The following is a 23,339-nucleotide window of genomic DNA, read 5'->3' as shown; positions in this document are numbered from 1 at the left end:
TTTTGAATTACACCCCAGCATCGATTGAGGCCAAATGGCAAAAAACGTGGAGTGCTACGAAGGCGTATGAGCCTTCGGATGATTTTAGCAAACCTAAAAAATACGTCCTCAGTATGTTTCCTTACCCATCAGGGCGTATCCACATGGGTCACGTCCGTAACTACACCATCGGTGACACTTTCGCCCGATATTATCGTCAGCAAGGTTTTAATGTCCTTCACCCGATCGGCTGGGACAGCTTCGGTATGCCTGCAGAGAATGCGGCGATCAAACACGGTGTTCACCCTAAAAAATGGACGTACGAGAACATCGCTACGATGCGAGGAGAGCTTGCGGGACTTGGACTTTCTTTCTCCGAAGAGCGGGAATTTGCAACGTCGAATCCGGAATATACGGCGTTCGAGCAGGGTTTTATCATCGATATGTTTAACCGTGGGCTTTTGTACCGCAAACAGGGGTTCCTAAACTGGTGTCCGCATGACTTGACCGTTTTAGCGAACGAGCAGGTTGTTGACGGCGGATGTTGGAGATGCGGCACCCCGATCGTCCAAAAAGAGATGTATCAGTACTATCTCAAAATCAGCGATTACTCCGAAGAACTTCTCGAATCGCTCAAGACCCTTGAAGGGAAATGGCCGAAACAGGTTTTGACGATGCAGGAGAACTGGATCGGCAAATCGTACGGTTTGGAATTTGCATTTAAACTCGATGATGAGAGTGAGTCGAAACTCGGTGCTGTGTATCAAAGCTTTGATGTCTTTACCACACGGCCTGACACGATTTACGGTGTGAGTTATGCGGCATTGGCTCCGGAACACGAGATTGTCCGCCATATGCTCTCATTCGGTCTGCTTGATGATGCGACTGCGGATGCCATCAAAGCGATGCAGCGTGTAAGTGCACGTGACCGTGCGACAAGCCCGAAAGAGGGGGTATCGCTCGGTATCAATGTACTCCATCCGTTAACCGGGGAAAAAGTTCCGGTGTGGGTGGCGAACTTCGTCCTTACCGATTACGGCTCGGGTGCGGTTATGGCGGTTCCTGCGCACGATGATCGCGATTATGAGTTCGCGACCAAATACGATCTTCCGATCAAAGCGGTTATTTTCCCATCCGAGGGCGAGTTGCCGCAGGGGTGTGCGTATACCGAAACAGGTGTTTTACATGAGAGTGCAGAGTTTAGCGGATTAGACAATGTTACCGCCAAAGCTTCGATTATGGACTATTTTGAAGCGAATAAGCTCGGTAAAAAAGTGATTAATTTCCGTCTCAAAGACTGGGGAATCAGCCGTCAGCGCTATTGGGGTGCCCCGATTCCGTTGATTCATTGTGACTCTTGCGGCATCGTCCCTGAGGATAAAGCCAAACTTCCGGTTGCATTGCCTGAAGACGTTGTCATAAACGGAGAGGGAAATCCGCTGGAACACCACCCGTCGTGGAAACATTGCACGTGTCCGAAATGCGGCAAACCGGCTATTCGTGAGACCGATACGATGGATACGTTTATCCAGTCGTCATGGTATTTTTTACGCTATACCGTCAAAAACGATTTCAAAGAGGCGTTTGACAAAGAAGCGCTTGATTATTGGATGAACGTTGACCACTACATCGGCGGGATTGAGCATGCGATTTTACATCTGTTGTATGCCCGTTTCTTTACCAAAATGCTCCGTGATTTGGGATACGTCAACTCAGATGAGCCGTTTGAACATTTGCTCACTCAGGGGATGGTGCTTAAAGACGGGGCTAAGATGTCCAAATCCAAAGGCAACACCGTCGATCCGGGAGAGCTGGTAGCGAAATATGGTGCCGATACGGCGCGGCTATTTATTCTGTTTGCCGCCCCTCCGACCCAAGAGTTGGAGTGGAACGACAGCGCGGTTGAGGGATCTTTCCGTTTCCTTAAACGATTCGCCGATCGCAGTCAATACGTCAATGTTACCGATTCTTTACCGAAGATCGATCATAGTTCTCTCTCCAAAGAGGAAAAAGCCGCACGCAAAAAAGTGTACGAAGCACTGAAACGGGCTCAAGAGGTCTACGGTGAACGTCATACGTTTAACACGATGATTGCCGGTGTGATGGAAGCGATGAACGCGCTGAATGAGCAGAGCAACCGTGATGTGTGGACGGAAGGGTATTGGATACTCACTTCGATTATGGAACCGATCGTCCCTCATATCTGCTGGGAACTCTCGACTAATCTGTTTAACGGAAAGAATTTCGGTATCCAAACCGTGCGCGAAGAGGTTTTCGAAGTCGAAGCATTGAGCCTGGGTGTCTCTATCAACGGTAAAAATCGTGCTACAATCGAGGTTGGAGTAAACGAGAGCCAAGAAGCGATTATCGAGATTGCCAAGGGTGCCGTTGAAAAATGGATTGATGGGAAAGAGATCGTGAAATCGATTGTCATTCCGGGTAAACTGGTGAATCTGGTTATAAAAGGGTAGTGTGATGCGTTTAGTGATATTTTTGGCGTGGGTTGTGTTATTCAGCGGATGCGGGTATGCTCCGGCATCCTACTATGCCAAAAATGTTCTCGGAGACAGCGTCAGCACCGAAGTAGTTATCTCCATGGAAGACCCGCAAAATACGGTTATCATTAAAGATGCCGTGGACGAGGCCGTTATTACAAAATTCAGAACGGCACTCGTTTCGAAAAAACTCTCTAAAACACACTTGAAAATATCAATTGCTTCGGTATTATTCACACCGTTGCGCTATGATACCAATGGATATGTTATTACGTATCGTACAACGGTTATAATGCATATTGACCGTAGTGTAGGGGAAACAACCTCTTCGTATTCGACACGGGGAATGTATGACTTCTCGATCGAACCGAATGCCATCATTTCGGATCAGGCACGCTTTGAGGCGATACGCCAAGGGGCGCAAAAAGGGATCGATTCATTTATCGCACAGGTAGCGGCACAGGGCGCAAGCTCGAAATAAGAGGTATCCGATGACCATCAACCAAATTGTTCGCAACACCGTAGATCGGCTCAAAGCCGAAGGTAAAGTATGGACTCCCGATGTGTATACCGAAACCTTTTGCGCAGAAGCTAAAAAAGCCGGTTTTTCTGTCGAAGATTGCAGCGGAATCGATCGCTATGTATCGTTATTGGATAAAAAAACTGCCGAAGAGATCAAGCAGTATCGTGTACGAACGACAGCGGAACTGATCCGTTTTTTGATCTCAAAACTCAGCCGTCTCAACCCGAGCGAAGCCTCAATCCTCGTTGAATTACTCAGTTCATTAGCGAAAAAAATGGCGCAGAGTATCGATGCTTTGCACAACCCGGATGCATCCGCACTCGCTAAAAAAACCATTGCTATTTTAGAAACCCAAGGCGGTGCCACACAGATTGATCTGCTCAAACAGGCGTGGAGCAATTTTCTCACGATTTATGACGATACTTTTTTGATGAGATTGGCAACGTTCGGCCCGGTGGATACCGCCAATCTGCGTAAAACGATTGAGGGGTTAAATCTCCAAGAGGGGGGAGCCCAGACGGTTGAGATCGATCACGCCAAAACAGTGCGTCTGCTGGTCTCTTCACTGGTTCCTTCGATTGCACCGACGATGGACACCGCGACGATTCAGCTCTCTCAAAAATTGCGTGATAATCCTGCTTATATCGCAACGGATGAATGCGAAAAAGAGCTTAAAACAGCAATCTCGATGCGGATTGCATTGGACAAACAAAGTGTCGAAGAGATGGTTCGGGCACTCGATACGCTGTTGGAAAAGCTCTCCGCGCAGCTGATTGAACTGATTGAACGGAGCGAAAACTCGACGACTGAAATCCGGGAAGTCAAACGGGATCTTGAATCACTTGAGAGCAATAAACCCAGCGATTTTAAAACCGCACATAAGCGCCTTTATGCGATTGCAAGCACGCTGGAAGAGAAAGTAGAAGTTTTGAGCAAAGACCTCAAAATTCATAACGACAAAGTGACCCAAATGGGTAAAAAGATTGCAACGCTGGAAGCTGAACTCTCACAGGCGACACAGGCTTCACGTGAAGATTTTTTGACCAAACTCTACAACAAACGGGCGATTGAAGAGTATTTAACCATCAAAGAAGCGGAGTATGAGCGGCATGGCCGTACTTTTAGTGTCGCGATGCTCGATCTGGATCATTTTAAAAAGGTGAATGATACCTATGGACATGAAGCGGGGGATGCAGTCCTCCTTGCTTTTGCCAAAATACTCAAAGAAGAAGCGAGAACAAGCGATATCGTTGGACGCTACGGCGGGGAAGAATTTTTGGCGATTTTAGGTGACACCGATCTCACAGGGGCAAAAGTCTTTTGTGAAAAAGTACGTGCCCATGTTGAGCAGGCCCATTTTATGTTTCAGGGAGAGCGGATCAGTGTCAGTGTCAGCATCGGAGCCGCCGAGCGCAAAGATTACCCTTCATTGAAAGCGCTTATGAAGGGTGCCGATGAGAGACTCTACAGTGCCAAACGTAAAGGGCGAAACCGTATAGAGCCTGCATGACGTTAGATGATTTTTTAGCCCAAAAACCGCTCTTTTACGATGTGATCGATTATGAGCGTTTTCCCAAAGCGTATCGAGAAATCGCACATCTGCTTCCGCACCCCAAGATTATTCATCTCGTCGGTACCAACGGTAAAGGTTCAACGGGACGTTTTTTAGCCACGGCATTGCATCGCTCCGGTAAAAAGGTAGGACATTACACCTCGCCGCATATTCTTCGTTTTAACGAGCGGATATGGATGGACGGCTCGGATATCAATGATGAAGCTTTGGAGGCGTCACATAAAAAACTTTTGGCTCTTTTAGCGTTGGAGGTTGCCGAATCGCTGAGCTATTTCGAGTATACGACGCTCCTCGCGATGGTCGTATATGCGGGGTGTGAATACGTCGTATGCGAAGCGGGGCTCGGAGGGGAGTTTGATGCGACGGCTGTTTTTGACAAAATACTCACCATTTTTACCCCCATCGATTTTGATCACGCGGCATTTTTGGGAGGGACGATAGCGTCCATTGCCGCTACAAAATTGCGCAGTATGCAGCGTGTTGCCCTTTTGGGAAAACAAAAACATCCGGAAGTCGAAACGATTGCGAGAACAATTGCTGAGGAAAAAGGGTGCACGCTTTTGGGAGTATCGGAGATGTTCACTCCGAAAATCGAAGAACAGGCATTGCATCTTGCCACTAAAAACGGTCTCAGCGAGTATTTGCGCGATAATCTCGCTTTGGCCATGGCGGCGTATACCCTTCTGGGGTATGAAGCCACTGAGCCCCTTTTTGATCAAAACGCGCTGTTCGGACGGCTGAGCCGCATCGCACCCAATATCACGTTGGATGTCGGGCACAATGCATTGGCGGCTGATTCGATAGCACAAGCGTATGTCGGGAAAAAAGTGACCCTGATCTATAACACTTACGCCGATAAAGAGTATCGCGAGATATTGAGCCTGTTACAACCGATCATCGAGAAGGTCGAGATTATCGATGTCGATGAAACTCGGATTGTTAAACGTGAAGAGTTGGAAAAGGTTTTAGATGATTTTAATATCCCTTTTGGATCATTTGAAACGATTCGAGAAGATAAAGAGTATTTGGTTTTCGGCTCCTTCAGTGTAGCCGAAACGTTTTTAAAGAGGATAAATGTCACAAGCCCGTTGGTATGAATACGTAAAAAATAATCCGAAGGCTCTTCCCGAGATTCTTCTATGTGAGGATACGAAAGAGGCGTCGGAACTCAGCGATGTATCGTCATTTTTGGAAATTCCTCACATCGTCCTTCCCGATTTTCGTGCCGCCTATATGGACGATCTTCGCCCTTTCAGCGAAGAGCTTTTTGCCCTTTTCGCCGCATTGCGTACTTATTATACGGCGTCCAAAAAGCCGCTGATTATCGCTCCGCTTAAAACGCTCCTTTTCCCGATGCCGAATCCTTCATTGCTCCAAAGTGAAACAATCGAGTTTGCTTCACGGATCGATTTGAACGGCTTTAAAGAGAAGCTTCTCCATTGGGGGTATACCTTTGTCGACATGGTCGAGATGGAAGGTGAAGTCTCCCATCGAGGCGATATTCTTGATATCTATGTCCCTAACCAAAGCAACCCGTACCGTATCAGCCTTTTTGACGATGAGGTCGAAGAGATCAAAGCATTCGATGTCGAAACCCAGCGCACCGACAAAGAGGAACTCGCCTCCATCGAAGTGACCAGCGCTTTTTTCTCTCTCGATGAACAGCAGCACAAAGCATTCGAAAAAGCGATTGCCGCGGCACAAAGCGACAGTTTTGTCAAAGATATCGCCTCCCTCGGGTTCTGGGTCTTGGGTGAGCATGGACTCGATTTGTGCGAAGGGAAAAAGGTTGCCCGTATCCGTGAGATGAAAAGCGTTCTTGATGAGGCGTACGGTCTGAATCAGCCTGTATTGTCACGCGAGCGCTTAGAGGTCGATATTCTTCCCGAATCGGAACGCTACACCCCTCTGGGGGGCGGTAATTTCGAGACCCTTCGGAGTGTCCATAAAAACAAAAAATTCACCCTCATCGCCGCAAGCGATACGCAGCTCAAAGCGGCGGGAATTTTTGAACTCAAAGGGATCAGCGTTAAAACCTCAGGGATTGTTCTCAATCTGATCGGTCCCGATGAGGTGATATTCTCCCTCAACCGTCATGAGAAAAAACGCCGTCGCCGCCGCACGTCGATTCTCCTCGATGATCTCAAAGTGGGAGATTACGTCGTTCACGAAGAGTACGGGGTCGGGATATTTGTCGGGATCGAGCAGGCGGAGATTCTCGGAGGGATCAAAGATCTCGTCGTGATCAAATACATGGGGGATGACAAGCTGCTTCTCCCGGTCGAAAACCTCGACACGATCGACCGCTATATCGCTTCGGGTTCGCTCCCTGTCCTCGATCGTCTGGGCAAAGGGAGCTTCGGCAAACTCAAAGAGTCGGTTAAAGCACGGTTGTTCGAGATCGCTTCCGAGATTGTCGGGATCGCGGCGAGCCGTGCGCTGATTAAAGCGTCGGTGATCAATGTCGATGCGGGTGAACTTCGAAGATTCCAAGATTCCGCCGGATTCGACTACACCCCTGACCAAGCGAGCGCGATTGCTTCTATCGTCCGTGATCTCTCATCGGGGCAGATCATGGATCGGCTCCTCAGCGGAGACGTCGGTTTCGGGAAAACCGAGGTGGCGATGAACGCTATCTTCGCCGCCGCAAAAGGGGGCTACCAATCGCTCCTCGTCGTTCCGACCACGTTGCTTAGTTCCCAGCACTTCCAGTCGCTCAAAGTCAGGTTGGCACCGTTCGGGCTTCGGGTCGCGAAGCTCGATCGCTTCGTCAGCACCAAAGAGAAAAATGCGACCCTTCGTGCGCTTGAGGCGGGAGAACTTGATTGCGTCGTCGGAACTCATGCGCTGTTCGGGGTGAGCTGCGCGAAACTCGGGATCGTCATCATCGACGAAGAGCACAAATTCGGGGTGAAACAAAAAGAGAAACTTAAATCGCTCTATGAGAACGTCCACCTCCTCAGCATGAGTGCGACACCGATCCCGCGCAGTCTTAATCAGGCGCTTAGTTCGATCAAAACGATGAGCGAGCTTCTCACCCCTCCGAGCGAGCGCTTAGGGGTACGGACGTTTGTGAAAAACTATGATGAAAAGCTGATCAAAGAGGTCATCTTGCGCGAGTTGCGACGCGGCGGTCAGGTATTTTACGTCCACAACTCGATCGATTCGATGATCATCAAATCGGGAGAGCTTAAAGCGATCCTGCCGGAACTGCGGATTCTCATCCTCCACTCCCAGATTAGTGCAACCCAAACGGAAGAGGAGTTGGCAAAATTTGCCGACCGTCAATACGACGTACTCCTTGCCACCTCGATTATCGAATCGGGGATCCATATGCCGACCGTTAATACGATGATCATCGACGGAGCGGATCGTTTCGGGATGGCTGATCTGCATCAGCTGCGCGGCCGTGTCGGACGGGGGCATATCGAGGGGTATGCCTATTTCATCGTTGATGATAAAGACCATCTCACTGAAGAGGCGAAAAAGCGCCTCGTGGCACTCGAATCGAACTCCTTTTTAGGAAGCGGTTCCATGCTGGCCTATCATGATCTCGAAATTCGCGGCGGTGGGAATCTCGTCGGGGATGCACAGAGCGGTCATATCAAAAACATCGGATATGCCCTCTATCTGCGGATGCTGGAAGATGCGATCAAAATCCTTACCAACCAAACGACGGCGGTTCGTGCGAAAGTGGACATCAAACTCACCGTCAGCGCCTTTATCAGTGATGAGCTGGTGAGCGAAGACCGTCTTCGCCTCGAGCTTTATCGCCGTCTAAGCCAGTGCGAATCTCCGAGTGAGATATACGAGATCGAAGAAGAGGTGGGGGACCGTTTCGGCAAGCCGGATACTCCGACGAAACAGTTCTTCGAGATTATGGTGATCAAGCTGCTGTGTATCGAGAAGAAGATTAAAATGGTAAGCAATTACAACCAAAACATCACCATCGAATACCAAAGCGGTGTCAAAGAGACGCTGCAAAGCAAAAGCAAAGACGATGATGATCTGATCGGCGCCGTCTTGCACTATCTCCGTACGGTAAAGCCGAAAGGAATCTGATGAGTTTTTGCAGTTACTATGATACCTACCAATGCCGCTCGTGCAGTTGGATTGATTACCATTATGCCGAACAGCTGAAGCTCAAGAGTGAGCATTTACATACACTTTTGAACCCCTATAACCCGGTCGAATGGCTAAAGCCTGCCACGTCACAGATCAAAGGATTTCGAAACAAAGCCAAGATGGTAGCGACTCCGACACCGGAGGGAGTCGTGCTCGGACTCTCCGAAGAGGTGAGTCTGATCGAATGTCCTTTGTACGATATGAGTATGCAGAAAGTATTGCATACGGTAGAAACGTGGCTTAGGGAGTTGGGAGTCAAAGGATATGATGTCAAAAAGAAAAAAGGGGAGCTGAAATACGTTCTCCTCACCCGAAGCAAATCCAACGGAACGATGATGCTCCGTTTCGTCCTCCGATCGCACGGGATTATCGGACGGCTGGAAAATGGTCTGGACGATTTACTCAAACGCGCTCCCGAGCTGAAAGTGGTTACAGCCAATATCCAACCTGTACATATGGCGATTTTGGAAGGGGATGAGGAGATTTTTTTTACCGAGCAACGCCGTCTCGAAGAGCGGCTAAACGGCATCCCCCTCTATATCCGTCCCAAAAGTTTTTTCCAAACCAATCCCGAAGTGGCCGAAAAACTGTACCGTACCGCGAGCGAGTGGGCGGATGAGAGCAAACCGAAAATCCTATGGGACCTGTTTTGCGGAGCAGGTGGGTTTGCGCTCCATTGTGCCGCACCGGATAGAAACATCGTAGGGATCGAGATCGAGCCTGAAGCGATCCAGTGCGCCCGCGATTCGGCGGCACAGCTGGAGATCCAAAACATCCGGTTCGAATCGCTCGATGCGGCGAGTTTCGGAGCGAGTTCAGGGGAAAAACCGGATGTTATCATCGTCAACCCTCCGCGCCGCGGGCTGGGTGAACAGTTGTGCAAATGGCTGATGCGCGTAGGGACGGAGCGGATACTTTATTCGAGCTGCAATGCGGTGAGTTTGGCCAAAGACCTTGAAGTCCTGAGCGGTTACGGCGTGAATCGGGTTCAGCTGTTTGATATGTTCCCTCATACGGCACATTACGAAGTTTTGGTGGAATTGATACGAGAATAAAGTGCGGTTACGCACATGAGGGATCTAATTCCTTTTACGTTCAATATTAATAGAGTTTTCCAAAGTGATCAAGATACGTTAGATAGAGACGCACTTCAAATTCGAGCTGATGGTACTGCGGTTCGATATGGGTGCAGAGTTTGTAAAACGCTTTGTTGTGCTCTTTTTCTTTCAAATGTGCGAGCTCGTGGGTGACGATCATCCGAAGAAACGGTTCGGGGACTTTTTTAAAGAGATGCGAAATCCGGATCTCGTTTTTGGCTTTGAGTTTTCCTCCCTGCACCCGTGAGACGAAGGTATGGGTTCCCAGCGCGGAGCTTAGATCGCGTATTTTGGTGTCGTAGAGCACTTTTGAGATAGGCGAACTGTTTCGTAAATGGGCATTTTTGATCTCCACTACGTAGTCATAGAGACTTTTATCGGTTGCATAGGGATGGGTGTCGGGATATTTGAGCAAAAGACGCTCTCCGAGACTGCCGGCATCGATCAGATGACGCACCTGAGTCCGTATCTCTTGGCTGTAATGGGCTAGGTATTTAAGGGTGTGCATGTGAAATTATAGTATAGTTTCATACAATCAAACGGCTCAGGCTTAAAATCCCTTCGCCTGCACCTGCCTCTTCGGAGCAGAAAATTATCGTGTAAAGGTTCGGGGATGGAACACCAAAAGATCGACGAGCTCGTCGCAAAGATCAAAGTACTCGAAGCGGAATTGGAAGCGGAACTCCATCAGGAATATGAGAAATTTACCTGCGAAATCACGAAAAAGCGTGAAGAAATCCTCGCTTCCTATCGGAAAGAGCGCTTGGGAACTCTGCGATATTTGCTAACGGCTCCGATTTTGCATCTCCTGAGCTCTCCTGTTATCTGGTCGGTTCTTATCCCTGCTTTGATTTTGGACGCTTTTGTGAGTGTCTATCAGTGGGTTTGTTTTCCGATTTATAAGATAAGCAAAGTGAAACGGAGTGATTACATCATCATCGATCGTCACAGACTGGCATATCTCAATATCATCGAAAAGCTCAACTGCCTTTATTGCAGTTATTTTAACGGTTTGATGGGGTATATTTCGGAGATTGCAGGCCGGACAGAACAATACTGGTGTCCGATACGCCATGCGTCGAGGGTCAAATTTATGCACAACAATTATAAAAAATTCTTCGATTACGGAGACAGTGAGAACTTTCGTCAGAGAATTGCAGAACTGAGAGAGGATTTGAGAGAGGAGAAAGAGTGAAAATAGCATTTATCGGAGATGTCGTAGGTCGGCCGGGACGGGTCATGATCAAAGAACATCTGATGAGACTGCGTCGAGAGCACGGGATCGATTTTGTCATCGCCAACTACGAAAACGCTTCGCACGGTTTCGGACTGACGGTCAAAAATGCCCATGAGCTGTTCGAGAGCGGAATCGACGTCATGACGGGCGGCAACCATACGTGGGACAAAAAAGACATCGTCCTTTTGATGGAGACGTTTCCTCTGTTACGCCCCCACAACTATCCTGCGGGTGTACCGGGGAGCGGATGCCGCATCTTTGAGGTGGCGGGGGAAAAACTCGCCGTCTTAAACATCATGGGGCACTACGGGATGCCGTATGTCGACAACGCCTTCCGATGTGCCCGCGACAACGTCGCGAGCCTTAAAGAAGAGGGGATCGATCATATCTTCCTCGATTTCCACGCCGAAGCGACGAGCGAAAAACGGGCGATGATGATGCTATTGCAAGGACAGGTGAGCGGTATTATCGGTACCCATACCCACGTCAGCAGCGATGATTTTCAGATTGCTCAGGGGACGGCATATCTCAGCGATATCGGCCTCAGCGGATGCCGTGACAACGTTATCGGAATGGATGCCAATGTTCCGCTTGAGCGATTTTTGACCGGTGTCGCAGGGCGGTTCGAAGTTCCCGAAAAATGCCGAAAAATCCTCCAAATCGCCATTATGAACCTCGAAGAGGGAAAATGCACCGAAGCGTTCAAACTCAAAATCTTCGATGACGGACGGGTGCTTCGCACCGATGCGTGGCTGGAGGAATAATAGGTGGAATTGCAGGATTCTTTTGAACTTTTCAGTGCGCTAGAACGCCTCAAACTATTAGAGAACTCTCCGCCGCTGTGGTGGCCGGCATATGGAACCTTTGAGGTCGTCGTCGGTGCCATCCTCACCCAAAATACCCAATGGGAACGTGTCCGAATCTCTCTCGATAACCTTCGAAACCGAGAGCTGATAGATCCTGCCGTCCTCTCTCAATGCCATCATGAAATCCTCATGGAGCTTATCCGCCCGAGTGGTCTGTTCAAAGCCAAAGCCACCAATCTTATCCGTCTCTCCCGTGCCATACTCGAAGAGTTTGGCGATTTCGAGACCTTTTCCCTCTCGGTCGACCGCGACTGGCTCTTATCTCAAAAAGGGATCGGCCCCGAAACGGCAGACTCCATCCTCTGCTACGCCTGCGCCCGTCCGGCTATGGTCGTCGATGCCTATACCGCGCGGCTGCTCAATGCATTCGGATACGAGTTCGAGAGTTACGATGAGTTGCAGGAGTGGTGCGAAGCGGGAATCCGAGGTTATTTCGACACCGTTCAGCTCCCTGCCGCATTTGCGCGGTTTCATGGGATGATTGTGGAGTATGTGAAGGGGAATAGCAAAGGGAAAGCGGTGAATATTGAGCGGATTGGCTTGAATATTTAGTTTGTCTCTTGCTCTTTGATATACGCATACTCTTCATCCGTAAAGATTCTAGATCGAGTAATAAATTGATACCCCAAATCGATCTCCAATGAAAACGAGTTTCCAAACGCGCTTTTTTCTTCTTTGACATCGATAATGATCTGAGAATGACGGAAGTATTCGAACTGGTCTTTATCGATGAAAAACTCGCATCCGCATATCTCACCGAGTTTGACATTTCTGCTGGGAACATAAAAATCGCTTTTTTCATAACACATGGGAGCCGTTCCGTCGCAGCACCCGCCGCTTTGGTTAAAGACTAATGCGCCGTTTTGTTTTTTGAGTGTTTCGATGACTTCTGCAGCTTTTGGGGTGAGGGTTAATCGTTCTATGTTCATGTTTAATTCCTAAAATACCCTATGTGCGGGATCAAAACGGTATTGACCCCGCCCGAATGTTTCAACTATCGATTAAAAAAATCCCATAGCGCTTTTGTTGTATGACGTCAAAATATTTTTCGTGTGACGGTACGAGTTGAGCATCATCATGTGTGTTTCTCTGCCGAGACCCGATTTTTTGTATCCGCCGAACGATGCGTGTGAAGGGTACATGTGATAGCAGTTTACCCAGACACGGCCCGCTTCGATTCCTCGGCTGATTTTGTGGAGTTGATGGGCATCGCGTGACCATACCCCTGAACCCAATCCGTAGATGGTGTCGTTGGCGATTGCCAATGCTTCTTCTTCGTCTTTGAAGGTCGTCACGGCAAGAACCGGTCCGAAGATCTCTTCTTGGAAGATGCGCATTTTGTTGTGCCCTTTAAATACGGTCGGCTGGATGTAAAATCCGTTCGGATAGGTTTCAGACTCATAAACATTTCCGCCGATGAGACACTCTGCCCCTTCTTCTTTCCCGATGTTGATGTATTCGAGAATTTTCTCTTTTTGATTGAGCGAGCATTGTGCACCCATCATGTTGGTGACATCCAAAGGATTTCCGAGTTTGATCGCTTTCATTCGCTCCAAAACACGTTTCATAAACGGCTCATAAATTGACTCTTGGATGAGGGCACGGGATGGACACGTACATACTTCACCGGAGTTAAAGGCAAAGAGGATCAGCCCTTCGATCGCTTTGTCGAAGAATTCATCGTCGGCGTCCATAATCGATTCAAAGAAGATGTTCGGAGATTTACCGCCCAGTTCCAATGTCGTCGGGATGATATTTTCGGTCGCGTATTGCATGATCAGCTGACCCGTTGTCGTCTCACCTGTAAAGCCGACTTTTTTGACGTCAGGATGGGTTGAGATGTATTTGCCGATTTTTCCGCCGGCACCGTTGATGATGTTGACGACACCTTTTGGAAGGACATCCTGGATCGCTTCCATCAGGAGGAGAATCGACATAGGGGTTGCGGACGCGGGTTTCATGACGATACAGTTACCCGCTGCCAATGCAGGAGCCAACTTCCATGCCGCCATCAATAACGGGAAATTCCACGGAATGATTTGGGCGACAACGCCGTAGGGCTCAAAAATCTCTTGGGAGATGGTATTTTCATCGATATCCGCAACGGTACCGGACTCGGCCCGGATAACGGAAGCAAAATATCGGAAGTGATCGACGACTAACGGAACGTCGGCATAGAGTGTTTCACGGATCGTTTTACCGTTATCCAGCGTCTCTGCAATCGCGAGGGCTTCCAAATTGGCTTCAATCGCATCGGCGACTTTGTTGAGCATAATGCTTCGTTCAACGACGGAAGTATGTTTATATGATTGGAATGCTTTGTTTGCAGCTTGGATTGCCAGTTCGACATCGGCTTCATTTGATCTTGGGATTTTGGTTAAAACTTCACCGTCGACAGGAGAGATATTCTCAAAATATTCGCCGCTTTGTGGAGCGACCCACTCTCCACCAATGAAATTCTCATACTGAGCTTTGTAAGTCGGTTTTGCATATGCCACTTTTTTTCCTTTGATTCAATTTCGTGAAGAAAGTTGACGGAATTTTTCCAGCAATTTTTTCTCGGCCAATACTTTATACTACTTCTATAGCTTGAAAATAGCGGTCGGATAAATGTCTTGTTTGCTGTCGTGACGATGCAGTTTTACGAAAGATTAAAACACCTCTTTGACCCGTCCCACTTCTCCGCTCATGAGCCGTACTTTTATCCCGTGCGGATGATTCGGTGATTTGGTGAGGATATCACGGACGATCCCCTCGGTTAATCTTCCTGTCGATTGATCCTCTTTGAGGACGATGCTTACCCGTTTGCCTGACATGATGTTTTTGCGTTCCTTGCCGTCCATTGTCTCTCCTTTATGTGAGTAGTGTTAATAATTCTTCGAGCGTTTGGATCCGATGGGTCGCTTTGCTAAAGTCGTGGCTTTCGGTAAAGCGGTTGTGCACGATGACGCACTCGATCCCCGCACCCACCGCAGAACGGAGCCCCCGTTCCGAATCCTCGACGATGATCGTCTCGCTTTTTTCTCCTCCCAAACGCTCCAGCCCCATCAAGTACGGATCAGGGTAGGGTTTGGCACGGGGGTATTCTCCGCTGCAGAGGACGAAGTCCATGTAGTCGGTAAGTCCCCGTGAGGCATGGATGAGTTCGAAATCGCATCTCAGTGCCGAGGTGACGATTCCCATGCGGAAACGCTCCGAGAGTTCTGCGAGTACCTCTTTGACACCGGGGATAGCGATCTCTTCGGTACGTAGATAGTGCTGATAGAGCTCGTTTCGGCGTGCGCGCCATTGATCGGTTTCACTGATCGGTATACCTGCTTCTTCGGCGATAAGAAAGGCGCTTTGACCGTTTATCATGATTTCACGGTAGCGTTCTTCGCTCAGATGGAATCCCATCGTGTTTAAAATCTCGGCACTGGCGGTGAAATACCAATGTTCGGTATCGACGAGGACGCCGTCGTTGTCAAAAAGGATCTGTGTTTTCATAGGTGGAATTGTACCGACGTTACCTTACCGTTATCATCACTCTGTACACTTTTGCAATTTTTTAACCTAGGATGCATCGGCATGAACAGAGCTCTGATATCAAATTATGCGTTTTTGCTTTTCGCATCGGCTTTTTTATCGTATTGGTATGTGGATCAGGCACTTGCCCTCTATATCCATACGTTGGGGATCAATGTCTCCAACACTTTTTTTCATGCCGTTACCCAGTTCGGGGATTCCAAATATCCCCTTATCGGAACGTTTTTGTTTTATCTCATCTATCGCAGAAGCGATAAACACTTCGCCCGTAAGAATCTCTACATCTTCAGTGCGGTAGCCATCAGCGGGTTGATCGTCGATGTCGTCAAAGTGATTGCAGGGCGGATGCGTCCGGAACTGTTTTTCGAAAATCAGCAATACGGGTTTAGCGGTTTTAAATTTGAAAGTGCTTTTTACTCGTTTCCTTCAGGCCACAGCGCCACGGCATTCTCTTTTTTTGTTGCACTCGCTCTTCTAAACCCGAAATACAAACCGCTCTTTATCGTTTTGGCATTGCTGATCGTCCTTAGCCGTATCGTCCTGTTGCAGCATTATCTCAGTGATGTCGCGATCGGCAGTGCGATCGGAGCGCTTAGTTCGTACTGGATCTATCATCGCTATTATCTCCGCGCAAAGAGCGTTCGAAGATTTTCTCTGGTTTCGTATAAACGGTCATTGAGCAAAAGTTTCGCATAGAATTGGATTTGCATACCCAGGATAACATTATTCCAAAGGGGAACCATGACGATCGACGTCAATCTGCATCACGCCGACGAGGATTTTTTTGATAATCTGGATGAGATTATGGAAGACACGATGGTGCAGATGTTTATTCTGCATCCCTCAGACACGGCAGAAATCGCATCTGCAAAAGAGATTGCAAGCGAATACGGGAGTATCTTCTACTCCGTTCCCTTGCACCTGCAGCACGAAGCCGATGAAAACTGTGTCGCATTTTCGATCTTGTGCGATGAAGACAGCTCACTTCTTCCGGCTTCGGGCAAACCGGTCGTGATTGATGAATCCCGTCTGAATGATGCCGTTGTATATGCACTAGGTGAGAGCAAAGGTATTATCCTCAATGCGACACGTGAGCATAGTGCATTGGCAAATTTTTATCTCGCGCTCGGTGCCGAGAATATTGGGGCGTTTGATACTGATACCTTAAGCACTCTAAGCATGGACCGGATCGTCCTCCAAAGCAGTTATCCGAATCATGATTTCGACGCCATTACCACAGCAGTGAAAGTGATTTCGGATGCGATGTTCCGACCGGAACAGAGTATTATCGCACGTGCGACCAAAAGTTCGCTGGAGCTGTTCGGATTCCGCAAAAGCTGATGTTTTAAACAGAGTATGAATGCCAAACGCGATATAATTTCAGAATCAAGTATAAAAGGTAGGAAACTATATGACGCGTACAATAGTATTATCGGTATTAGCTATTTTGATGTTGGGCGGATGTACCGCTAAAGAGTTTAATAGCGGTGTGGATGACGGCATCAGTGATGTAAAACGTGTTATTCGCGGGACCAATAACTAAAGAGCATTTTTAGTACGCAGTATCAGACCTTGAAAAAGGAGTGACGATGGTACCTTTTCCGATTAAAGCCGTATTGTGTGATATCGGCGGTGTCCTTTATGAGGGGGAGACCCCGATAGCCGGAGCCATCGAAGCGATAGCCCGGATCAAACAACACTATCCCATCCGGTTTTTGACCAATACTACCCAAAAAACAGGTGCACAGGTAGTGGGAACGCTCCAACAAATGGGATTTGATATATCCTCTAATGAGGTGATGACGGCGCTGGACGTCACCCGGCTGCTGCTTGAGCAGGAGGGGTGCGGTGCGTGTTATCTTCTCACCGACAGTGCAAGCGCATTTTTTGACGGCTTGCCGACGGAGCCTTGCCGTTATGTCGTGGTCGGAGATGCACAGGAAAACTTTACTTATGAGCATCTCAACCGTGCGTTCAGAGTCCTGAAAAACGGAGGGGAACTTCTCGCCGCCGCTAAAAACCGCTATTTCAAAGACAGTGACGGGGAACTCAGTATGGATGCAGGGGGATTTGTGGCGGCACTCGAATATGCCAGCGGCAAAGAATCTCGTATCGTCGGAAAGCCGAGCCGTGATTTTTATCGTCTCGCATGTGCGGCAATGGGGGTAGAACCTCATGAAACACTGATGATCGGAGATGATATCGAAAGCGATGTTTTAGGGGCACAGGAAGCGGGGTTGAGGGCGGTTTTGGTTCAAACGGGAAAATTCAGCCCTGAAGATATGAACCGGGGAATTACCCCGGATGGGGTATTTGATTCGATCGCTACGATCAATCTTTGAGGGAAAAGGCTGTCCCGGATTAACAGGCCAGTACTTCAATAACATCCGTTCCCTTCGGGACAAGGCACAAAAAGCTGTACGTTTCGTCTCCGAGCGTTTCATAGCTATGGGGTACGCCCGCAGGGATCAGCAACACGTCTCCCGCACCTGCTTCAATCGTTTTATCTCCGATAATGACTTTCGCACGACCGCTGAGGACATACTGCTCATGTTCGACCGTATTGGTATGCAGCGGCATATGACCCCCCGCTTCGATCGTAAAATTACGCATTGCAAAGTTGGGCGATTCATCCGGTGAGAGAAGCATTTTCATGGCGACTCCGCGTCCGGCTTTTTGCGCGGCGGATTCGATGCTATCGATGTGTTTGTGCAAGAACATAATGACCTCGTAAATAGAAAGTGCACAAGGGTAACATAGAATCGTTTTACGGTTGTTAAAAAAATGCGTTTAGCGTGTGTAACGTAGGAGCTGCCCTTTAAAGGGGAAGGTGAGGTAGTCGGTATGGATCGGTTTGCTCTGCGTGTGGTCAAAATCGAGACTCACCATTTTTTTACTGAAATTTGAGTGGTTTCCGCGACCGGGATCGACGATAATAACCTCACAGGTACGTTTCGTATGGCGATTGATAAATCCTGCCAAGAGCTCGACATGGTCACGTTCATACAGCAGATCGCTTCCGATAATGAGATCGAATTCTCCCAAAGTGCTCTCGATGTCTTCCCAACCTGCTCGGATAAATGGGATGAGTTTGTCATTATTGATACGGGTGTTTTCATCCATAAAACGTTCCGCCTCGGGATGGTAATCGGTTGCAGAGATATTGGCGGAACGGTGATTGAGGACGAGACTCGCGAGCCCGATACCACATCCGACCTCTAATATCCGTTTTCCTTCGATGTCAAAATCGCTCATGAGATGGGCAAGAATCTTGCTCGAATCCCAGATTACGCCAAACATGGGCCACGAAGCGGAGGATATTCCTAGTTTTTCTGCCATATTATCGGTGTCAAAATATTGTTGGGTATCACGGAGCGTTCGAACGTGTATGTCAGAGTTTGGAAATTCGATGGTTTGGTAGCGGAATCGTATGGGGGACATAGCAAACCTTCGCTTAAGCGCGAAGGTTTAGCCATGAGGGAGGATTGTCGAAACTAAGTTCACTTTCGTGCCAGTCGGTTTTTTCACTGTTACGGGCGTGCAATTGTCCACCGATAAGGGTATATTGCAACCCGGTGACATTGCTGGTTAGCTTTTTGCCTTCTTTTAATGCTTCTAAAACGGCTTCTTTGCTTTCCATGGGGGTTCCTTTAGATCGGTTCGGAAAAACACCTGATGGTGCCTTTGTAGAACGATAGGAGAGGTGACGGGCAAAGAAATCTGCCCGTCAGTGAAATTAGATAACGCTAACGTTTTCTGCTTGAGGACCTTTTTCGCCTTCACCGATAGTGAAAGTTACTTTTTGTCCTTCTTCAAGACTTACACGGCCATAGCCAGTGCTGTTGATTTGACGGAAATGTACGAATACATCTTTACCGCCGTTGTCTTGTTGGATAAATCCAAAACCTTTTTCACTGTTGAACCATTTGACTGTTCCGTTAACTTGATTTGCCATAGCAATTCCTTTGGGTTGTAATACACCTCATTGCTGAAGTGGTCGAAGTATAAAGTGGAGTATTCTAAGGGCGGGTCGTACTGCTAACGGAAGTCATCAATAAAAATCAAGCCAAAGATGAAACTCTAAATCATCTTTCAATGGAGATATTATACCTGAAAAAAAACTTAATAGCAAGGAAGTCAGTGTGTAAGTACCCATAGTACGTCAAATAGGGGGCTCATTCTCTTAGTTTTAGCCTTAAAGAAGTCAAAGAAGAAAAATAGAGGCAAAATATCTAGGCGAAATTAAAATTTTGGTGGCTACAATCAATCAAAAATTAGGCTGCAAGATATGAATACCAGATCCAAAAAAGAAGCAATCAAAGGGGCATTTTTCGGTGCCATTGTCGGTGACGCACTGTGTCTCGGGAACCATTACGAGTATGATGCACACAAAATATTCGAAGCCTACGGGAGAAAGCCGATCGAAAAGTATATGTCACCCGGTGAGATGATGGGGGGACAGACCCACGGCATCGGCTGGGGTGAACGCAACTACCATCCCGGAAAGAGCGCCGGAGGAAGCACGGATTACGGTGATTATAATATTCTGGTTCTGGAACATCTGGCGGCGATCTCCGAACCTCCAAGAGCTTTTGATGTAGCGGCTATTATTCCGCATTGGATGAATCGGCTCGAAAACGGATGGGGTTCATGGATCTGCACCATGACGAAAGAGACGTATGGACAAGTAAAACGGGGAATGAGTATCGAGCAGCTCGGCGGTATTTCCAATGCGATGGCGATTCGCCATGTTGCAGCACATGGATATTATGAGAGCGAAGAGGAACTCTCCGACGTTGCACGCAAAGCGATGTTCACCCACAAAGATCTCCATGCCCTCGGAGGGGGAGAGTTTTTTGCCCGTGTCACCCATCGTGTGATCCAAGGGGCTAAGCCTGCCGATGCCATCGAAGCGGTTGCGGTGCAGATGGGGGGCTTTTTTGAGACGAAAGTCGCTCAGGCCATTGCAAAGTTCCGCGAAGCGACGAACCCGGATAGCGCACTTTCAAAAGAGCCGTTTGCCGATGATCTGGCATTGACGAGTATGGCACGCTTGTGGGACATCGGACGCTCCGAACCGATCAAAGTAGGCAAAGCCAGTCCGACGGAAGGGACGCTTCCTGGAGCGGTCTATTTTATTTTAAAATACGCGGATGAGGAAGAGGGGCTGAAAAAAGCATTGCAGGCGAATGCAATGGTCGGCGGCGATAACGCTTCGCGGAGTATTGCGATCGGAATGGTGCTCGGTGCCTATAAAGGGGTGGACGCGATTCCCGGTGAGTGGAGAGAGACGCTCGAACAGTGGGACTATTGCGAAAACCTGCTGAATAAACTCCCGTTGCTTAGAAGCTAAATTAACCACTCAAGGAGCATATATGGAAAACAAAAAAGAAAATATCTACGAAACGAATGCATTGGTTTCCCAATATTGCGAGTTTCAGTACGGAGACGCATATTTAGGTGTTGAAAATTTTGCAAAAGTGTGTGCCCAAAAAGCGATCTCTTACTCTGCCTCGATTCCTCAAAGGCGTGCTCTTGATTTGGGATGTGCAACAGGACGTGCTTCGTTTGAATTGGCAAAAGCGTTTGAATATGTCAGTGGTGTCGATTACTCGCAAGCGTTTATAAACATCGCTAACGATATCCAAAGGGATGGATGTATTTCCTATGCGCTGAACAGTGAGGGGGATATTAAGCAATGCAAAGAGGTTTGTCTGAAATCTCTCGGCCTCGATGAGGTGGGAGAAAAAGTGGAATTTTTTCAGGGGGACGCGTGCGATCTGATGCCGCTTTTAGCCGAATACGATCTGGTTATGGCGACAAATCTCATCGACCGTTTGTACGAACCGAAACTCTTTTTGAAAACGATCCATACCCGGATCAATGATTACGGATATTTGATTTTGACATCCCCTTATACCTGGTTGGAAGAGTATACGGCAAAAGAATTTTGGATAGGGGGGTATTACGATTCTGAGGGAAACGAAGTGAGCACGTTAGAAGGGCTCAAAGAAATTTTAAATGAGAATTTTGATTTAGTGAATGTCGAAGATGTTCCGTTCGTCATTCGGGAGACGCCGCGCAAATATCAATACACCCTGTCTCAGATGTCCGTGTGGAAACGAAAAGAGCGATAAGACTCAGACTTTCGATTGCACCGTAATTTTCGTCGCTTCGAAGAGTTCGGCTGCTTTTTTGATCATCGGCTCTTTGAGGACATCGCTCCCGTCAAACTCTTTGACACTGCTTTCATCGCATTGGCTGACACAGCTTCCGACACCGATTTCGCTCTCTTCAATCATAGATGCGGGTTCATCGGTAATCTCTTCACTCACAGGTTCAGCTATTACTGTTTCAGCTGTTTGCTGTGGAGAAGGAATGGGCTCTTCGGCCACCTTGGTGCACCCTTGCGATTTGATCTGCGTATCGATCCCGTAAATTTCCCGAACAAACTGGCGGATGATTCCGAAACTGTTTTTGAGAAGCTCTTTATCACCGTCTTCCGCACAACTCTCCCACGTAAGGGTATTGTCTTCGTACGAGAGAAAGGTGACGTTCTTTCTAAAACACTCTCCCAACTCATCGCTGCGGTCACTGATCCGTTCACACAGCTGTTCAAACTGCGATTTTACGGCTGGGGGAGTCGGTGTAACATGTACGGTAGGGGTTTCGGCTGCCGCTACAGGTGCAGAAACAGGTGTTGCATGAGCCGGTGCGTGAGAGACGCGTGATTCGAGTGACTCGATCATCTCGTCGATCTCTTTGATCTTGAGCGCTTCGATCATTTTAAACAGCACGAGGCTCACGACAAAGCCGCCGTCGGCGTTGATGGCGAAAAGAGTTTTGGCATCGCTGAGGATCCGGAAAAAGCGTTCGATTACCAGCGGACTAAACCGATGATCTCCTTCGTAGAGACGCTCTTTGAGATAGGCGATCAATTCATCGACTACCATTTCGGATTCGTATGCTTCGAGTTCTTGGAGCATGTGTATCAAGCTGACACGGTCTTTTGCAAAAATAGCATCAAAAAGGCGGCTGATATAATCAGGATCGAGGAGCCCCAGCATATCGGCAACCGTTTTAACGTCTACGAACCCTTTGGAATAGATGATCGCTTGATCCATCAAGGTTAGAGTGTCTCGTAGACTACCTGAACCGCTGCGGGCTAAGATGTCGAGTGCTTCAGGCTGATAATCGATTTTTTCGAGATGGAGAATATGGCTCAGATGGTGGACGATGTTCGGGTGGCTGATACGTTTGAACCGAAAATGCTGAGTTCGGCTGAGAATCGTCGGCGGCAGTTTGAGCGGATCAGTGGTCGCTAGAATGAATTTAACGTATTCAGGCGGCTCTTCAAGGGTTTTGAGAAGCGCATTATGCGCCTCTTTAGTGAGCATGTGTACTTCGTCGATGATAAAAATCTTTACCTTTGCGCTGGCGGGACGGTATTTAGTATGTTCAATCAGATCGCGGATATCGTCGATTTTTCGGCTGGATGCGGCGTCCATCTCGATAATGTCGATATGGCGCCCTTCATTCGCCATAACACAGTGGCTGCACACATCGCACGGAGCGGAAGTCGGCCCATTTTCGCAGATAAGAGATTTGGCAAAAATCCGTGCGGTAGAGGTTTTACCCGAACCGCGAAGTCCCGAGAAGAGATAGGCATGCGAAAGTCTCCCCGAATCAAGGGCAAGAGAGAGGGTTTGAGAGATGCTTTCCTGTCCGATAAGCTCTTCGAAACGTCGAGGACGGTATTTTAACGCTAAAACCTCTGAATTATGAGCCATGCTGTCTCCTTTATACGTCCGAGGTATAAACCTCGATTAATCCGACGGCGGAGCAAGCTCTTCGCCTTAGGTTTCGAATCTATGAAAATGAGGTTACTCATTTTCATTACGGTTCTCATGTTAACACTG

General features: G+C 48.2%; 25 protein-coding genes. 15 read left to right on the top strand and 10 right to left on the bottom strand.

The window, feature by feature from the left end:
* The first annotated feature begins 2 nt into the window (after positions 1-2).
* From leuS to rlmC, 6 genes are read left to right on the top strand one after another with little or no spacing between them, the layout of a single operon-like run.
* Positions 3-2,450 (top strand): leucine--tRNA ligase, encoded by a 2,448-nt coding sequence (gene leuS / locus PHE37_RS00660; protein WP_299996059.1) that lies wholly within the window; start codon positions 3-5, stop codon positions 2,448-2,450.
* A gap of 4 nt (positions 2,451-2,454) precedes the next feature.
* Positions 2,455-2,955, top strand: coding sequence for a hypothetical protein (locus PHE37_RS00655; RefSeq protein ID WP_299996060.1), 501 nt, complete (start codon positions 2,455-2,457; stop codon positions 2,953-2,955).
* Between the two features lie 10 nt (positions 2,956-2,965).
* On the top strand, positions 2,966-4,507 hold the full coding sequence (locus PHE37_RS00650; RefSeq protein ID WP_299996062.1) for a GGDEF domain-containing protein: 1,542 nt from the start codon (positions 2,966-2,968) through the stop codon (positions 4,505-4,507).
* On the top strand, positions 4,504-5,667 hold the full coding sequence (locus PHE37_RS00645) for a bifunctional folylpolyglutamate synthase/dihydrofolate synthase (RefSeq protein WP_300008089.1): 1,164 nt from the start codon (positions 4,504-4,506) through the stop codon (positions 5,665-5,667). Before PHE37_RS00650 ends, PHE37_RS00645 begins: the two co-directional genes overlap by 4 nt.
* Positions 5,645-8,632 carry a transcription-repair coupling factor gene (gene mfd, locus PHE37_RS00640; protein ID WP_299997699.1) on the top strand — a complete coding sequence of 996 codons (2,988 nt, stop codon included), beginning with the start codon at positions 5,645-5,647 and terminating at the stop codon, positions 8,630-8,632. Before PHE37_RS00645 ends, mfd begins: the two co-directional genes overlap by 23 nt.
* A complete protein-coding gene (gene rlmC / locus PHE37_RS00635; protein WP_299997696.1) occupies positions 8,632-9,750 on the top strand; it encodes a 23S rRNA (uracil(747)-C(5))-methyltransferase RlmC in 1,119 nt (372 codons plus the stop codon). Before mfd ends, rlmC begins: the two co-directional genes overlap by 1 nt.
* 46 nt (positions 9,751-9,796) lie before the next feature.
* Here the strand turns inward: rlmC and PHE37_RS00630 are convergent, their stop codons facing one another.
* Complete coding sequence (locus tag PHE37_RS00630; RefSeq protein ID WP_299997111.1) at positions 9,797-10,300, bottom strand: YgjP-like metallopeptidase domain-containing protein; 504 nt, start codon at positions 10,298-10,300, stop codon at positions 9,797-9,799.
* A 105-nt stretch (positions 10,301-10,405) separates the two neighbouring features.
* On the opposite strand from PHE37_RS00630, the gene PHE37_RS00625 reads away from it, so the two are divergent.
* The 3 genes from PHE37_RS00625 to PHE37_RS00615 are packed head-to-tail and all read left to right on the top strand — an operon-like array spanning position 10,406 to position 12,447.
* Positions 10,406-10,987 (top strand): hypothetical protein, encoded by a 582-nt coding sequence (locus PHE37_RS00625; RefSeq protein WP_299997108.1) that lies wholly within the window; start codon positions 10,406-10,408, stop codon positions 10,985-10,987.
* Positions 10,984-11,793, top strand: a complete 810-nt coding sequence (locus PHE37_RS00620) for a TIGR00282 family metallophosphoesterase (protein ID WP_299997105.1) — start codon at positions 10,984-10,986, stop codon at positions 11,791-11,793. Before PHE37_RS00625 ends, PHE37_RS00620 begins: the two co-directional genes overlap by 4 nt.
* Positions 11,794-11,796: 3 nt before the next feature.
* The gene (locus PHE37_RS00615) at positions 11,797-12,447 is read left to right on the top strand and encodes a 3-methyladenine DNA glycosylase (RefSeq protein ID WP_299997102.1); all 651 of its coding nucleotides are present in this window, start codon (positions 11,797-11,799) and stop codon (positions 12,445-12,447) included.
* Here the strand turns inward: PHE37_RS00615 and PHE37_RS00610 are convergent.
* The 4 genes from PHE37_RS00610 to PHE37_RS00595 form a co-directional block, all read right to left on the bottom strand.
* Positions 12,444-12,824: a DUF779 domain-containing protein gene (locus tag PHE37_RS00610; protein ID WP_299997099.1), complete on the bottom strand. Its 381-nt coding sequence runs from the start codon at positions 12,822-12,824 to the stop codon at positions 12,444-12,446. The genes PHE37_RS00615 and PHE37_RS00610 overlap by 4 nt on opposite strands.
* 72 nt (positions 12,825-12,896) lie before the next feature.
* Positions 12,897-14,393, bottom strand: a complete 1,497-nt coding sequence (locus PHE37_RS00605; protein WP_299997096.1) for an aldehyde dehydrogenase family protein — start codon at positions 14,391-14,393, stop codon at positions 12,897-12,899.
* 153 nt (positions 14,394-14,546) lie between these two features.
* Entirely contained in the window at positions 14,547-14,738 is a 192-nt protein-coding gene (locus PHE37_RS00600; protein WP_299997093.1) for a YwbE family protein, read from the bottom strand.
* Between the two features lie 10 nt (positions 14,739-14,748).
* Entirely contained in the window at positions 14,749-15,381 is a 633-nt protein-coding gene (locus PHE37_RS00595) for an HAD family phosphatase (protein WP_299997091.1), read from the bottom strand.
* Positions 15,382-15,462: 81 nt separating this feature from the next.
* Between PHE37_RS00595 and PHE37_RS00590 the strand changes: the two genes are divergently transcribed.
* From PHE37_RS00590 to PHE37_RS00575, 4 genes are all read left to right on the top strand, one after another.
* Positions 15,463-16,116, top strand: a complete 654-nt coding sequence (locus PHE37_RS00590) for a phosphatase PAP2 family protein (protein ID WP_300008086.1) — start codon at positions 15,463-15,465, stop codon at positions 16,114-16,116.
* Positions 16,117-16,161: 45 nt separating this feature from the next.
* The gene (locus PHE37_RS00585) at positions 16,162-16,761 is read left to right on the top strand and encodes a hypothetical protein (RefSeq protein WP_299997087.1); all 600 of its coding nucleotides are present in this window, start codon (positions 16,162-16,164) and stop codon (positions 16,759-16,761) included.
* A 70-nt stretch (positions 16,762-16,831) separates the two neighbouring features.
* Positions 16,832-16,963 carry a hypothetical protein gene (locus PHE37_RS00580; protein WP_299997084.1) on the top strand — a complete coding sequence of 44 codons (132 nt, stop codon included), beginning with the start codon at positions 16,832-16,834 and terminating at the stop codon, positions 16,961-16,963.
* Positions 16,964-17,009: 46 nt separating this feature from the next.
* Complete coding sequence (locus PHE37_RS00575) at positions 17,010-17,762, top strand: TIGR01458 family HAD-type hydrolase (RefSeq protein WP_299997081.1); 753 nt, start codon at positions 17,010-17,012, stop codon at positions 17,760-17,762.
* Between the two features lie 19 nt (positions 17,763-17,781).
* Here PHE37_RS00575 and PHE37_RS00570 read toward each other — a convergent pair whose 3' ends face one another.
* From PHE37_RS00570 to PHE37_RS00555, 4 genes are all read right to left on the bottom strand, one after another.
* Positions 17,782-18,141 carry a cupin domain-containing protein gene (locus tag PHE37_RS00570; protein ID WP_299997078.1) on the bottom strand — a complete coding sequence of 120 codons (360 nt, stop codon included), beginning with the start codon at positions 18,139-18,141 and terminating at the stop codon, positions 17,782-17,784.
* A 69-nt stretch (positions 18,142-18,210) separates the two neighbouring features.
* Positions 18,211-18,861: a methyltransferase domain-containing protein gene (locus PHE37_RS00565; protein WP_299997076.1), complete on the bottom strand. Its 651-nt coding sequence runs from the start codon at positions 18,859-18,861 to the stop codon at positions 18,211-18,213.
* 13 nt (positions 18,862-18,874) lie between these two features.
* A complete protein-coding gene (locus PHE37_RS00560; RefSeq protein WP_299997073.1) occupies positions 18,875-19,060 on the bottom strand; it encodes a hypothetical protein in 186 nt (61 codons plus the stop codon).
* Positions 19,061-19,156: 96 nt separating this feature from the next.
* On the bottom strand, positions 19,157-19,375 hold the full coding sequence (locus PHE37_RS00555; protein ID WP_299923813.1) for a cold-shock protein: 219 nt from the start codon (positions 19,373-19,375) through the stop codon (positions 19,157-19,159).
* A gap of 333 nt (positions 19,376-19,708) precedes the next feature.
* Here PHE37_RS00555 and PHE37_RS00550 point away from each other — a divergent pair, with 333 nt between their 5' ends.
* On the top strand, positions 19,709-20,773 hold the full coding sequence (locus PHE37_RS00550) for an ADP-ribosylglycohydrolase family protein (protein WP_299997137.1): 1,065 nt from the start codon (positions 19,709-19,711) through the stop codon (positions 20,771-20,773).
* Positions 20,774-20,795: 22 nt separating this feature from the next.
* On the top strand, positions 20,796-21,557 hold the full coding sequence (locus PHE37_RS00545) for a putative 4-mercaptohistidine N1-methyltransferase (protein ID WP_300008084.1): 762 nt from the start codon (positions 20,796-20,798) through the stop codon (positions 21,555-21,557).
* Between the two features lie 3 nt (positions 21,558-21,560).
* Here the strand turns inward: PHE37_RS00545 and PHE37_RS00540 are convergent, their stop codons facing one another.
* Positions 21,561-23,210: a DNA polymerase III subunit gamma/tau gene (locus PHE37_RS00540; RefSeq protein WP_299997143.1), complete on the bottom strand. Its 1,650-nt coding sequence runs from the start codon at positions 23,208-23,210 to the stop codon at positions 21,561-21,563.
* Between the last annotated feature and the right edge of the window lie 129 nt (positions 23,211-23,339).

This window comes from Sulfuricurvum sp., from assembly GCF_028681615.1.
Classification (GTDB): domain Bacteria; phylum Campylobacterota; class Campylobacteria; order Campylobacterales; family Sulfurimonadaceae; genus Sulfuricurvum.
Note: the sequence above shows the minus strand (reverse complement) of the source record. Positions and strands in the feature narration are given on the sequence as shown.

Excerpts from the sequence above, each read along its gene's own strand:
- PHE37_RS00655 (WP_299996060.1), top strand. The coding sequence starts at position 2,455 with ATGCGTTTAGTGATATTTTTGGCGTGGGTTGTGTTATTCAGCGGATGC.
- PHE37_RS00650 (WP_299996062.1), top strand. The coding sequence starts at position 2,966 with ATGACCATCAACCAAATTGTTCGCAACACCGTAGATCGGCTCAAAGCC.
- PHE37_RS00645 (WP_300008089.1), top strand. The coding sequence starts at position 4,504 with ATGACGTTAGATGATTTTTTAGCCCAAAAACCGCTCTTTTACGATGTG.
- mfd (WP_299997699.1), top strand. The coding sequence starts at position 5,645 with ATGTCACAAGCCCGTTGGTATGAATACGTAAAAAATAATCCGAAGGCT.
- rlmC (WP_299997696.1), top strand. The coding sequence starts at position 8,632 with ATGAGTTTTTGCAGTTACTATGATACCTACCAATGCCGCTCGTGCAGT.
- PHE37_RS00630 (WP_299997111.1), bottom strand. The coding sequence starts at position 10,300 with ATGCACACCCTTAAATACCTAGCCCATTACAGCCAAGAGATACGGACT.
- PHE37_RS00625 (WP_299997108.1), top strand. The coding sequence starts at position 10,406 with ATGGAACACCAAAAGATCGACGAGCTCGTCGCAAAGATCAAAGTACTC.
- PHE37_RS00610 (WP_299997099.1), bottom strand. The coding sequence starts at position 12,824 with ATGAACATAGAACGATTAACCCTCACCCCAAAAGCTGCAGAAGTCATC.
- PHE37_RS00600 (WP_299997093.1), bottom strand. The coding sequence starts at position 14,738 with ATGGACGGCAAGGAACGCAAAAACATCATGTCAGGCAAACGGGTAAGC.
- PHE37_RS00595 (WP_299997091.1), bottom strand. The coding sequence starts at position 15,381 with ATGAAAACACAGATCCTTTTTGACAACGACGGCGTCCTCGTCGATACC.
- PHE37_RS00590 (WP_300008086.1), top strand. The coding sequence starts at position 15,463 with ATGAACAGAGCTCTGATATCAAATTATGCGTTTTTGCTTTTCGCATCG.
- PHE37_RS00585 (WP_299997087.1), top strand. The coding sequence starts at position 16,162 with ATGACGATCGACGTCAATCTGCATCACGCCGACGAGGATTTTTTTGAT.
- PHE37_RS00580 (WP_299997084.1), top strand. The coding sequence starts at position 16,832 with ATGACGCGTACAATAGTATTATCGGTATTAGCTATTTTGATGTTGGGC.
- PHE37_RS00575 (WP_299997081.1), top strand. The coding sequence starts at position 17,010 with ATGGTACCTTTTCCGATTAAAGCCGTATTGTGTGATATCGGCGGTGTC.
- PHE37_RS00570 (WP_299997078.1), bottom strand. The coding sequence starts at position 18,141 with ATGTTCTTGCACAAACACATCGATAGCATCGAATCCGCCGCGCAAAAA.
- PHE37_RS00565 (WP_299997076.1), bottom strand. The coding sequence starts at position 18,861 with ATGTCCCCCATACGATTCCGCTACCAAACCATCGAATTTCCAAACTCT.
- PHE37_RS00560 (WP_299997073.1), bottom strand. The coding sequence starts at position 19,060 with ATGGAAAGCAAAGAAGCCGTTTTAGAAGCATTAAAAGAAGGCAAAAAG.
- PHE37_RS00555 (WP_299923813.1), bottom strand. The coding sequence starts at position 19,375 with ATGGCAAATCAAGTTAACGGAACAGTCAAATGGTTCAACAGTGAAAAA.
- PHE37_RS00550 (WP_299997137.1), top strand. The coding sequence starts at position 19,709 with ATGAATACCAGATCCAAAAAAGAAGCAATCAAAGGGGCATTTTTCGGT.
- PHE37_RS00545 (WP_300008084.1), top strand. The coding sequence starts at position 20,796 with ATGGAAAACAAAAAAGAAAATATCTACGAAACGAATGCATTGGTTTCC.
- PHE37_RS00540 (WP_299997143.1), bottom strand. The coding sequence starts at position 23,210 with ATGGCTCATAATTCAGAGGTTTTAGCGTTAAAATACCGTCCTCGACGT.